Annotated in this window: 10 protein-coding genes and 1 pseudogene; 1 reads left to right on the top strand and 10 read right to left on the bottom strand. The window is 48.9% G+C overall.

Annotated features, from left to right (window positions below):
* Window positions 1-32: 32 nt before the first annotated feature.
* The 8 genes from cpaB to lpxP form a co-directional block, all read right to left on the bottom strand.
* Entirely contained in the window at window positions 33-980 is a 948-nt protein-coding gene (gene cpaB / locus EDI29_RS20365; RefSeq protein WP_137742341.1) for a Flp pilus assembly protein CpaB, read from the bottom strand.
* Window positions 981-1,026: 46 nt separating this feature from the next.
* Window positions 1,027-1,578: an A24 family peptidase gene (locus EDI29_RS20360; RefSeq protein WP_137742340.1), complete on the bottom strand. Its 552-nt coding sequence runs from the start codon at window positions 1,576-1,578 to the stop codon at window positions 1,027-1,029.
* Between the two features lie 10 nt (window positions 1,579-1,588).
* Window positions 1,589-1,813, bottom strand: a complete 225-nt coding sequence (locus tag EDI29_RS20355) for a Flp family type IVb pilin (RefSeq protein WP_005971678.1) — start codon at window positions 1,811-1,813, stop codon at window positions 1,589-1,591.
* A 308-nt stretch (window positions 1,814-2,121) separates the two neighbouring features.
* Window positions 2,122-3,636, bottom strand: a complete 1,515-nt coding sequence (locus EDI29_RS20350) for a sensor histidine kinase (RefSeq protein WP_137742339.1) — start codon at window positions 3,634-3,636, stop codon at window positions 2,122-2,124.
* Window positions 3,614-4,324 carry a response regulator transcription factor gene (locus EDI29_RS20345; RefSeq protein WP_107167834.1) on the bottom strand — a complete coding sequence of 237 codons (711 nt, stop codon included), beginning with the start codon at window positions 4,322-4,324 and terminating at the stop codon, window positions 3,614-3,616. The genes EDI29_RS20350 and EDI29_RS20345 overlap by 23 nt, the downstream gene beginning before the upstream one ends.
* A 372-nt stretch (window positions 4,325-4,696) precedes the next feature.
* Window positions 4,697-6,343 carry a Na+/H+ antiporter gene (locus tag EDI29_RS20340; protein WP_107167835.1) on the bottom strand — a complete coding sequence of 549 codons (1,647 nt, stop codon included), beginning with the start codon at window positions 6,341-6,343 and terminating at the stop codon, window positions 4,697-4,699.
* Between the two features lie 279 nt (window positions 6,344-6,622).
* Window positions 6,623-7,990: an NCS2 family permease gene (locus EDI29_RS20335; RefSeq protein ID WP_137742338.1), complete on the bottom strand. Its 1,368-nt coding sequence runs from the start codon at window positions 7,988-7,990 to the stop codon at window positions 6,623-6,625.
* Between the two features lie 906 nt (window positions 7,991-8,896).
* Window positions 8,897-9,820: a kdo(2)-lipid IV(A) palmitoleoyltransferase gene (lpxP, locus tag EDI29_RS20330; RefSeq protein ID WP_137742337.1), complete on the bottom strand. Its 924-nt coding sequence runs from the start codon at window positions 9,818-9,820 to the stop codon at window positions 8,897-8,899.
* A 378-nt stretch (window positions 9,821-10,198) separates the two neighbouring features.
* Between lpxP and EDI29_RS20325 the strand changes: the two genes are divergently transcribed.
* Entirely contained in the window at window positions 10,199-11,269 is a 1,071-nt protein-coding gene (locus EDI29_RS20325; RefSeq protein WP_137742336.1) for a DUF1176 domain-containing protein, read from the top strand.
* A 106-nt stretch (window positions 11,270-11,375) separates the two neighbouring features.
* Here the strand turns inward: EDI29_RS20325 and EDI29_RS23085 are convergent.
* Together EDI29_RS23085 and EDI29_RS22825 are read right to left on the bottom strand one after the other, a co-directional pair.
* Window positions 11,376-11,489, bottom strand: a pseudogene (locus EDI29_RS23085) (DUF4440 domain-containing protein); the annotation flags it as partial.
* 274 nt (window positions 11,490-11,763) lie between these two features.
* Window positions 11,764-12,206 (bottom strand): hypothetical protein (locus EDI29_RS22825; protein WP_167494543.1); only part of this gene is annotated, 443 nt, incomplete at its 5' end.

Below are 12,206 nucleotides of genomic sequence, written 5' to 3'. Positions count from 1 at the left end.
CTTCCCGCAGGCTGTCAGATTACGTGTCCGTCCTATCGGGAGGGGAACGTCACCACGTCTTTTTGTTCACCGCGATAGACTTTTACCTTGTGACCAGAACCTGCTGATAGCACCCCGTAGATATCGGTCGCGACTGGCACGGTGGTCACATGCGGTCGCCCTGTCGCTGGATCGACTGCATCATCCTGCTCGGCACTGCGCAACGCTAAATGCAGAACGCCCAGCTCCTTGGCTACGGCCAGCGCTTCAGCCTGCTGAGGCGTCACTTCCAGCGTAACGGTTTGGTAGGTTGCGGAACGCGCACGAGGACCTGCGGCAGGCTCACGGCTTTTGGCTGCGGCATCAAGCGCCACATCGTCTTGTGCAACATCTGCACGCGGGTAAATAGGGGAAATGGTTTTCTCGTTCAGCGCCAACACGCGTATATCACGCACAATGGTTTGTGATGCCAGCAGCGGCATGACCACGGGTTGAGTACGGCTTGGTGGTAACTCGGACTGATCGTCCCTTTTCATGCTGAGGATCACATCCACACGATCGTTTGGCGTGACTAAACCGGCATTGCTGGCAAGCGCGCTGGTGGGAACAGAAATAGCGCGCATCCCTTTACTCAGGACGGCAGCAACAAAGCCCGGTTCATTCGGCTTAACCAACACGTTACTCGTCAGTGCGGAACCTTCTGTCACGGTTTCACGCAGCGTCGCACCGAATAGCAGTGATTGGCTGTCTTTACCGCGAACAAAGTTGAACGTACGGGAAACGGGTTTATCCGTTTCTTCCCAGCGCAATGACTCAGCACTGATAAAATCACCGGGGTGCAGATCTTTCGCCGCCACCAAAACAGCCGTTTTTTCCGGTGCTTTAACAACAACCGGAGGTGGCGGTGGGGGTGCAGAAGAGAGGTGGCTGCGTACCATCAACGCAACAATACCTGCCAGAACGAGCGCGCCTGACAGTACGTATGTAGAGTTCACTTTCATTTCAACTGGCCTACCCTAGCGTGTGTGTCTTAAAGCTGCGACGGAATTAAAACAAAGGAAAAATCAGGACATATATCGCGCCAAATGCAATCGCGACACCGTAAGGTATGCCTTGAGAAAGATCGGCGGGCAACGCAGGTGGCATAGGCAACCGACTCTTGAATATCCGGTTAGTGGCTTGAATGCCCAACGCCACCGCTGTCGGTACGGTATTCAGCAGCGGCAGACTTAGCGCCAAAACACCGCCAGCCAGCGCCGTTACCATGACGAAAACGATCTGGTGCCCTTGCCCAACCCACAGGCACAGCACACTCATCAACTTCACATCCCCGGCACCCAATCTGCCCGTGAGGAAAAGTAAAAATCCCACAACCAGAACGACCACCGCACCGGGCAACGCCCATAGCATTTTCCGTAATGCCGCCATATCTAACACACCGGATTGCAGGACATGTGAAGCGCTGAAGAACAGCCAGCCCAGCAATAAAATCAATACCGCCTGATTGGTAATTTTTCGTACTAACAGATCGGTGCTGATACACCACAGCAAGCACCCTACCAGTAGCGCTATCTGTAGCCAGTGCGTGTAATCCGTCATATTACGTGAGTTACTTCGCAGCGCCGGATGAACCACCGCCCGTCGTACCCGTGCCCGTAATCTGATCGGCGATTTGGGTGAATTTTTCATTCAGCGCTTTCACGAAGATACCGTCGCCGCCGAAAATAGCACCGATGGCCGCCGCCATTGCCGCCGCGAGGATGCCGTATTCGATTGCCGTTACACCGCTTTCGTCACGCAGGAAAGAACGTAATTTTGTTTTCATGTTTTTCATGGAAAGATTCTCTATCCGCCGCCAAAGAAATCATGGCCTACTTGGAAATCGGGGGGAGCCATGATGATAATAAGATTAATAATGAGACTTATTATCAAGCGTCGCAAGCAGCAGAACATTAATATTCGTTAATCTTTCCATACAAATAATTATCAATATAAATCAATAACTAAAGCGATTTTATCTTATCGACAAAACTAATAAATATTCATATTTTTTGCAGGGATATTCATAAAAAATCATGAGAGGAACATCGTAGTAAGCAATCTCTGATCGCTTATTGCGCGAGGTATTAACCAACGAATGGATTAACAGCGGTTAAGACAGAGGTAGACGTTCAAGCCCGGCTCGGAGGAATCCAGGTAAAGTTTTCCACCATGTAGATCGGTAATCGCCTGAACCAAAGACAGCCCCAGACCATAACCGGACTGAAACCAGGTATCCAGCCGTTGAAAGCGCTGTAGCGCTTTAGCATGAAGCGCGGGCGGAATGCCCGGCCCACGGTCAGCGACGCTCAGCGCGATCCAGCCGCGATAAAGCGTCACACTCAACGTGATGTATTTCCCCTGAGCCGCATATTTCAGCGCGTTCTCCACCAGATTCGCCAGAGCCTGAAACAGCAGCGCCCGATCGCCGAAGAGTTGGATGCCTGACTTGATTTCAATCTTCAGTTGGCAGCCCCGAGCTTCCGCCAGCGGTTGATAGTATTCCGCAATTTCTTCCAGCAGTTGACGCGCTTCAATGTTCTCAAACTGGTGCACGCAGCGCCCACTTTCAATTTCACCGATACGCATCACGGTGCGGAACAGCCCGAGAATTTTGTGCACCTCATCCACGGCCAAATTCAATTCATCACGAATGTCGTTATCCAGCCCTGTGCGCTCTGTCAGGTTGAACAGGCGGTTTTGTAAATGCGTCAACGGCGTACGCAGTTCGTGTGCAACATGGCTCGATGTATTGCGCACCTGCTCCATCAGACGCTCAATACGTTCCAGATTCTGGTTAATATCAGCGCTCAGGCTGTCAAAATCATCGTCGTAAGGCGACAGCGGCATACGCACCTGCTGCTCACCACTGCTGTAGCGATGTAAGGCCGTGCGGATTTTCTCCACACTGCGTAAGCTACGTAAGCTGAAATGGCGGCTGACAAACAGGCAAAAAAGCAGAACAACAAATAGACCAGCCCCTGCTACCAGCGGAATCGTTCTCACCCGCTCCAACATAGGTCGAATATTGTACGCGGTGAATAGCACGCCTCCGTCATCTAGCATGACAGACAGACCAATCAGATTAGGATCGTCCGGGCTGGAAATTTCGGCCTTGAGACAGCTGACATCCATTTGGCAAGTGGTATGTTGCCGCATTTCCAGAGGATGCAGACTTGTGGGATGCGGTATTAATGGGTCCGGCTTTAATGGATGCACCTTTAATGGATGATTGTGATACAGAATATCACCGTCTTTATCCATCACCAGAAACAGCGGTAACTCGTCACCCTTTGCGCGATTATCCTGCCGCAATTGCGTAATCAGGCTATCGGCATTCGTTAAACGCGACTGCATTGAGTAATCGTAAATATTACCCAAAATAACTTCGCGAACATGCGTTCTAATCAATGTTTCACTTAATGAGCTGAAGCCGACAATACACATCAGCATCATTAATAAGAACAGAAAAACAATGGTTATTGCCTGACGAAAATTAGAGGTGCATAAGAAGCCAGGATATTGGCTTGCCCCAAGTAACTGCCAATGTTTTATTTTTATCTGCCAGCGCTGCCCCAGCCTCTTTATTTTTATTTTATTCAGCGTGGCTGCCAACATCGGTTTTACCTTTATCTACCGCGCCTAATGCATAGCCCATTGCTCTCAGCGTTTTAATTAATGGACGAGGGAACCCTTTATCAATTTTCGCCCGCAGCTTTGACATATGAACATCGATAAGATTAGTCTGCGGATCAAAATTGTAGCCCCAGACTCTTTCTAACAACATCGTGCGCGTAATTGCCTGGCCTGGATTTTCCATCAATATAATCAGTAACTTGATCTCTTTATCAGTCAAATCGATACGTTTGCTACCGCGCCATGCGACACGCTGCATACGATCAAGTTGCAGATCTTCAAAAGTTAGCATCGACGGATTATCAGTATGACGTTTACTACGCCGCGCCATAATATCCAGGCGTAATCTAAGCTCATTAAAGTTAAAAGGTTTACCGAGATAATCTTCCGCGCCAAGTTCTAACCCCATGACGCGATCAACATCACGATCCAGAGCCGAAAGCAGCATAATAGGCGGATGACGAGACCCTTGTAATTCACGTAATACCGTAAATCCGTCCATGATGGGTAGCATTCTGTCCAACAGAACGACATCATAAACTTCATCCTTGATCGCTTTTAATGCGTGTGCGCCATCGTGCACCATTCGGCAAGAATGGCCGTGGGAATGTAATTTAGACCCCAGCCAATGGCACAGCACAGAATCATCATCAACCACTAATACACGCATAAATGTTCCCCTATAAACGCAAATTCCCCTCATTAATTTAGGGTTAATAGGCATTTATTTTTTATCTGGTCCTTCAAACAGCCATTCACCCCACACGGTTCTGCTACCGCGCGGGCCGTTTTTACTTCAGAGATTTTTGTTTCTACGCTTTCTATTTATGGCTTTTCTACTTCTAAACTCTCTGTTTATGAGAATTGTCCTACAGATAATAACAATCATTATCATTTAATGACAAGCAGTTTACAATCGTCTGACGCTGTTCTTAGATCCGGCGTATAAAAAACATCCCCCTTGCTTACGCAAGGGGGATGTAGAAGAAAGAAAGAGAAGAGAAAGAAATCAATGCAGTAGCGGAGATCGCTTCACGCGGTGTTACTCATTTTCGATCAGAAGCGCTTCCATCAGATCGAGATCGCGCAGCATTTTTTGCAATGTTTCATTACTGATCTGCTGTGTGGCACGCAGGTGATATAACTCCGCACGCTCGGAATTCAGTGCAGTCAGGCGAAAACGCCGCTCCAGATCCTCAATCAACATACCGTTTTCAGGATCGTCTTTATTAATTAGCCGCCGACGTAGATTACCGATGACACGTGCGCTGACTTCTTTCAGCACCTGCTCATCGATATTTTCCTCTCGATCGGCTGCCAGACGTTCCTCCATTTTGTGCATGCTTTTGATCGCCACTTCCGCCACAGCCATACGCGCCATGCGGATTTCTTTGGCATGCGCCGCTTTGTCCGCCACCACAACGCCACGCAGCAGAAACGGTAACGCCAATACGCCACAGAGCAGAGAAAACAAAATGACACCCGTGGCGATAAACACCAACTGATAGCGTGACGGGAATGCGGTGCCATCAGTCAGCAACAGCGGAATAGACAGTACACCCGCCAGCGTAATCGCGCCTCGAACACCAGCAAAGGATGCGATCCACAATTCACGCGTGGAAAACTCGGCGAAGACCATAGGGCGCTTCTTTTGGATATGCGTACTGTATGTTTTCATCACCCACAGCCAACTGAAACGTAGCAGCAGCAAGGCACCATAGATGATCGCGATATCGGTAAACAGCATCCAGGTTTCAACCGTTGGGTCCAGTTCCGCCTGCGTAACCGAGGTTTCCAGAATGTCCGGCAATTGCAAGCCCAGCATAATGAACACCATACCGTTGAACACAAACTCCAACATCGACCACACGCCATTAGCACGCATCCGCATCGTTAGCGGTGCGCTACGGATTACACCAGACTGGCCGATAGTCATCCCCGCCGCTACTGCCGCCAGGATACCCGACACGCCGATGTGTTCTGCAATCAGATATGACGCAAAAGGCAACAGCAGCAGCAACACAATCTGCGTTGCTGCATCATCACCGCTCCAGCGGCTAATAACGCGCAGCGATTTACCGAATATCCAGGTCACGCCGACGCCCGCCAGCAAGCCACCTAGCGCGACCTGCATAAACTCCAGCGTCGCACCAGACACCGTAAACACCATGGTGCCCATCGCAATCGCGACGGCAAACTTCAAGGACACCAAGCCTGACGCATCGTTCATCAACGCTTCGCCCTGCAAAATGCCCATTAGCTTTTTCGGAATGCGGCCTTCTCCTACAATGCCAGACAGCGCGACGGCATCGGTCGGCGACAGCACCGCAGCCAACGCGAAAGCAGCGATCAGCGGCATGCCCGGCACCATCCAGTAGATGAAATAGCCGATGCCCACCACGGTAATCAGTACAAGAACCAGCGCCAGACCGATAATTTCTCGACCGTGCTTCAGGAACTCACGCGTGGGCGTTTTCCAGCCGTCGGCAAACAGCAGCGGTGGAATGAAAAGCACCATAAACAGCTCAGGATTGAAATCAACATGCAAACCGAACTGGGGCCAGGCCAGGATGGCACCAAGCGCGATTTGCATTAAAGGCAGAGGAATTTGAAAAGGTAAAATGCGGGTAACCACCCCGGACAGGGAGACAACCAGGGTCAAAATAAGAATCGTAAAAAATATTTCCATGCTTTCCTTAGACGTACTCCTAAATCAAAAAATTCTGCCTGTTAGCGCACAAACTACCCTTCCATATTTAACGCATTTAGCCCGGTATGAAAATGGGTTTTTGGTCGAAAAACCGAAATTAATAACAAGGTTGATTATCACACAAAAAACTTAAACCCAAAGCCAATAAAAAGGCCTATAAACCTCTATTTTGGAGACATATCACGAGGAAGGGAGAGGAAAGGAAAACGCGAGGAACAAACCTTCGGGACGGTGCCCGAAGGTTTACAGAAAAACGACTTACAGTGCCCAGCCGCCAGCGTAGAACACGACCAGAGCCACCGCGATAACCACTGTACCGATGTTCAGTTTACGCCATTCACCGGAACAGAGGCGACCTAATACCAGCGCGCCAAAGCCCAGCATGATACCGGTCACGATGTTACAGGTCAGTACGATAAATACCGCACAGACCAGACCAGACATCGCATCCACGAAGTCATCAAAATTCAGTTTGGATACGTTACCCAGCATGAGCAGACCGACGTACATCAGCGCTGGAGCGGTAGCATAACCAGGAACCAGATACGCTAACGGAGACACAAACAGCAGCAGCAGGAACAGCACACCGACGACAGTCGCGGTTAAGCCTGTTTTACCACCAGCAGCTGTACCTGCGGCAGACTCAATGTAGACCGCCGCCGGAGATGTCCCAACCAGACTGGAGAAAATGCTGCTCACAGAGTCTGCTGTCAACGCTTTACCGCCGTTGATGATTTGCCCGTCTTTATCCAGCAGATTCGCCTGCCCCGCTACCGCGCGAATCGTCCCCGTAGCATCAAACACCGCCGTCATTACCAACGCCAGTACGCTCGGCAGAACCAAAGGCTGCAACGCGCCCATGATATCCAAACTGAAGATCAGCGACGAACCGTCAGCCGCCGTCAGACTCGGCAATGCGAAGAAACCGGCATATTTGACATTCGGATCAAAAATCAGCCCCAGAATAGAGATCACGATGATAACCAGCAAAATTCCGCCCGGTACGCGACGTTTTTCTAAACCAATAGTCGCTGCTAATCCCAGCAGGGACATAACAACAGGGAAAGAGGTGAAATTACCCAGCGCGACAGGCAGGCCATCAATCGGGTTTTTTACTACCAGTCCCACACCGTTGGCAGCAATAATCAGCAGGAACAGACCAATACCAATCCCAGTACCATGCGCCACGCCTAGCGGCAAATTACGCAAGATCCAAGAACGGATGCCGGTAACGGAAATGATGGTAAACAGTACCCCCATCAGGAAGATCGCCCCCAGCGCCACGGGAATACTGATTTGTTGCCCCAGTACCAGACTAAACGCAGTGAACGCCGTCAGAGAAATCGCACAGCCAATCGCCATAGGCAAATTGGCCCACAATCCCATCAGCAGCGACCCCAGTCCAGCAACCAAACAAGTTGCAACAAACACGGTAGTCGGCGGGAACCCGGCTTTGCCTAGCATACTCGGTACAACTATCACCGAATAAACCATAGCCAGGAACGTTGTCAGACCTGCTAACACTTCCTGACGCGTGTTACTGCCACGCTGTGTAATTTTGAAAAAAGCATCAAGCGCGCCTTGCGGACGCGCCGCATTCTCTGCCTGACGGGTGGTGTTTGACATAGTGGTATCCCCTGAAATGCCATTATTATTTACGATCAATTCTGAACGGTTCTCGCAGCCTTGCTCCGCGAGCGCATTAGTACACTAATTAGCAATGAACAGAACACGCCATGAACCCTATGGCTCCGCACGCAAACGATTAACTCGCGGGATGCAGAACCAGAAAACGTTGCTCGATCAAAACGAGCGGTATAAAAACAAGCGGAAGTAAAACATCACCGGATAAACAGTGCCAGGTAATGCGAAGCGCACGATTATCCCGCTTCCCCCGCGCTTATTTCAACTGCTAATCGAGACAATTTACCTATCTCTATTTCATCTTCCCGTTAAGGAAATGTGCAATCGATACAGGTACTGTGCAATCAGGCAACTCGCTGAAAACGCGCCAGTATGAATAAAAAACAGAAAGGGTTTTTAGACTGAAATCAAAACAGCGGTTTACTCCTCACAAACTGATCGTTCATTTTTTTGTGATTCCCATCACAAAAAAGTTGACCAGCCGTATCAGTGCGAGTATTCTTAAAAACGTGAACAGCATCACAGAAAACAAATTAACTAACAACGAGGAAATGACCATGAAACTGCTGAACAAAATCATCGCTATGTTTGAAAACATCAACATCAACTTTGGTACTTTTAACCAATAATTATTTAAGAATCGTGGGGGATAAAAAGATGCGCGTTGTCCGCAAAATCAATCAAATATTAAAAGCGTTGGGCAAAACCTATCGCGGTGTTAACCCCCACGCTATCTTCCGTTAATCGTACTCAGTACGTTAACCACTCTAAAATGGCTGCCATCCGGCGGCCATTTTTGTTTCTGCACCAAACGTAGCAACTGTCTTATCAGGATGGCGCGTAAGCGCCGTCCCATTTCGCACATACTTACGTCATCTCACCCAACCATCAGGCGTAGAGCGATATTTCCCCTGCGGGACGCGTTTTAAAGCGGCGATGCAGCCAAAGATATTGTTCAGGCGCACGCATGATTTCTTTCTCAATTACCTTATTCATGTAACACGCCGCAGCCTGTTCATCGTGATAAGGATAATCCTGTAATTCAGGCTGAATCACCAGTTGGTAACCCAACGCATTCGGTTTACGAATCAGCACCGTCGTCATCATTGCAGGTTTTGCCAGGCGACTGATGGTAAATGTGCCGCTAGTGGTAGCCGCGTTTTTCACGGCAAAGAATGGGGCAAAGACACTGCCTTTCGGGCCGTAATCTTGGTCGGGTGCGAACCACACCGCTTCACCACGCTTTAGCGCCTGCACCATACCGCGCAGATCTTTACGGTCAATCATCGCCTTGTTTGAACGAGAACGTCCCCAGGTTTGCACCATTTCCATCGCTTTATTATTATGCGGGCGGTACATCGCCATCATTGGCCGACACAACCCCATCGCCCTGCCGCCCAGTTCCAGCGACATAAAGTGAATACCAATCACCATCACGCCCTGCCCTTTGTCCGTAGCGTGCCGCAAATGCTCAAGCCCCGAGACATCAAACCATTGGCGCACACGACGATCGGACCAGAACCAGGCCATGCCGGTTTCGATCAATGCCATGCCAAGCGACGCAAAGTTGCTATCGATCATGGCTTCTCGCTCATCGTCGGAGATTGTAGGGAAGCACAACTCAAGATTACGTCGGGCAATCGACACCCGACGCTTAAGAAAGACGCGGGATAAACGACCTGCACTGCTCCCGAGCTTCATCAACAGCGGGTAAGGGAGTTGGACTAATAAAAACAGCACGCCCAGACCGAACCAAGTCGCCCAATAGCGCGGGTGGAGTAATGCCCTGGTAAATGTTTGCTTAATTTTCATGATACTCATCTTTAAGTGATTAACAGCGTACCGCATAAAGAGTCGTTCTCATCGCGCTACATCTATCATGACACTTATTTATAGGGATCGTTTCAGCTGTGTGGGAAACTGATTTCTGACCGTTATCACGCATGAGGTTAAAAAGCAGGATAAACATGCTGATAACGCAGAGGGGATTTTGAGCAACCGATGAACGGCTGACGGCATAGGCATCATACCCGATTCGTTCTTAATAGAGGAGTGGCCGGATAAGAAATATTCGCAATATCACGCGGTCTCAAGCTAACCTCTTGGCATAGGTCAAAAAAAGCGACTGCTTTCCTCGCGCCCCAAATAGGTCGAGGATAAGCCGTAACATAACCAAGGATTTGATGGAAAATGACTTTCGCTCTCCTTTACCGCGTCAATGTGCTAACGGCCCTCATCGCGGCGCTCCCTACTCTGGCATGTGCCACAACATTCGCCGATAGCACTTTCTTTCATAAAGATTGGGAGCTGGTCTGCGATAACACACTAACGTGCCGGGCAGCAGGCTACTCACCAGAAGAGAAAGGCATAGGAGAAGATGGAGAAGCTCAAGACGTCTCATTGCTCATAACGCGCCATGCCGGGAAAAATACGCCAATAACAGCTGAGATCACGCTCGCTGAAGTGGACAAAGAGATCCCTAAAGGCACCAAACTCACGCTAACCGTTGACGGCGTGGATAAAGGCTCTCTCACCTCAACAGGAGACAATCTCTGGCAACTCAATGAGACGCAAATTCCCGTCGTATTACAGGCCCTAAAAGGAAGCGGGAAAGTGGCTTTTCTGCACGATGACATAGTCTCCGAACTCTCTGGAGCAGGTGCCTACGCGGTCTTGCTAAAAATGGATGAAAGACAGGGTCGCATTGGTACAACGGACGCCATAACCAAAAAAGGCAACAAAAGCAGCGATCTACCGGCCTTAGCAGCCCCGATTATCTACGCGGCAGCCACCCAACAGGAACCCTCACGAAATCTGACGAATGTGGAACAAGCGGCTATCCAGAAAAAGCTGCTCAAGACACTGGGGAAAGATGACTGCGATGACTTCCCACCACAAGATGGCAGAGTAGAGGAACCAATGATGCTCACACCGCTCAATGGCAGCATGTCGTTGCTCAGTACTCTCTGCTGGCGTGCAGCCTACAATGAAGGCTACGCTTACTGGGTCATCGACCACGCCATGCAAACTCAGCCTCAGCTCGTAACCACAATTGGAGTCGGCTACGAAAACGGTGAAATTACCGCAGTACAGAAAGGGCGCGGACTCGCGGACTGCATGAGCGATAGTGCCTGGATATGGGATGGCAAAACATTTCAGCAAAGCCGAGCATCAATCACAGGCTCATGCCGTATGATCCGCCTCGGCGGCACCTGGGACTTACCCTACTGGACGGCGACCGTAATTAAAGCAGGGAAATAAAAGAGATTGAGGTCACTCGTTGGCCTATATCCAAACATGGGAAAGCTATCGAGAAAGAAGGAAAACGCGCCAGCATCGCCCTGGCGCGCCTGAATTGACCAGACAATCAGTCAAGAAGTGTTGTTCCATAGGAGTTATCAATCGTGCAAAGCCAGTGTTCATCAGCGTCTTTCCTGAACACGTAGGTCGCTCGTCGGGTTGTGGTGACACGATTCCCCTGATTTACTGAGTTTTTTTGACTTTGAAGAACTTCAGAGGAGATATTTTTGGAGCAGTGAAGGGAATCGAATAAAACACATAATGTAATGAATTTAATAGAATTAAATAAAAAATAACTGATACCCTACTCACATTTCTATACACATCTTTATTCAAGAACCACTAAAATAATCAGTGCGATAGCACGAACAAAAAAATCAAATTGTTATAATAATGTTCCACTAATGCCCTCATATCTTTCGTTGAAAGCAATTAGTGGATGGCGATCCCCGTAACTAGGCATCTTCTGTGAGATAAAACTTATGCTGCTTGTCAAGAAAAACAACGTAAAATGTATTGCTATCAAATGGCTCTGTTAATGTTACCTCTTGATCGCAATTAAATCCTCTTGGCACAACAAAGCCGACAAGCCTCACAAGATTTTCCATTCTAAATCGTGCCCACGCAACATCATGTGGAACATGCTTTGGATGAATGAAATCACTTTTCTTAGGAAATTTACCATAAATTTCAAGAACTTTAAGCCCACCACCACCACATCTCTGACTTCGCCAATAATCAAGAGGAGATTCAGAATAATTCTTAATTTTTTCAAGTAATTTAACTAATTCATCCTGACTCCAGTCTCTGAAATCCTGTCCAGCCGTTTGTGTGTTATCGAAATATGAAAAATTAAATTTACACTTTTTTGTTATTTCTCCATTTCCCAACCCTTGAT

Source organism: Pectobacterium polonicum (assembly GCF_005497185.1).
Classification (GTDB): domain Bacteria; phylum Pseudomonadota; class Gammaproteobacteria; order Enterobacterales; family Enterobacteriaceae; genus Pectobacterium; species Pectobacterium polonicum.
Note: the sequence above shows the minus strand (reverse complement) of the source record. Positions and strands in the feature narration are given on the sequence as shown.

What these genes read in the sequence shown, in the direction of transcription:
- EDI29_RS20325 (WP_137742336.1), top strand. Translation starts at nt 10,199, where the DNA reads ATGACTTTCGCTCTCCTTTACCGCGTCAATGTGCTAACGGCCCTCATC.
- EDI29_RS20350 (WP_137742339.1), bottom strand. Translation starts at nt 3,636, where the DNA reads ATGTTGGCAGCCACGCTGAATAAAATAAAAATAAAGAGGCTGGGGCAG.
- cpaB (WP_137742341.1), bottom strand. Translation starts at nt 980, where the DNA reads ATGAAAGTGAACTCTACATACGTACTGTCAGGCGCGCTCGTTCTGGCA.
- EDI29_RS20355 (WP_005971678.1), bottom strand. Translation starts at nt 1,813, where the DNA reads ATGAAAAACATGAAAACAAAATTACGTTCTTTCCTGCGTGACGAAAGC.
- EDI29_RS20335 (WP_137742338.1), bottom strand. Translation starts at nt 7,990, where the DNA reads ATGTCAAACACCACCCGTCAGGCAGAGAATGCGGCGCGTCCGCAAGGC.
- EDI29_RS20340 (WP_107167835.1), bottom strand. Translation starts at nt 6,343, where the DNA reads ATGGAAATATTTTTTACGATTCTTATTTTGACCCTGGTTGTCTCCCTG.
- EDI29_RS20360 (WP_137742340.1), bottom strand. Translation starts at nt 1,578, where the DNA reads ATGACGGATTACACGCACTGGCTACAGATAGCGCTACTGGTAGGGTGC.
- EDI29_RS20345 (WP_107167834.1), bottom strand. Translation starts at nt 4,324, where the DNA reads ATGCGTGTATTAGTGGTTGATGATGATTCTGTGCTGTGCCATTGGCTG.
- lpxP (WP_137742337.1), bottom strand. Translation starts at nt 9,820, where the DNA reads ATGAAAATTAAGCAAACATTTACCAGGGCATTACTCCACCCGCGCTAT.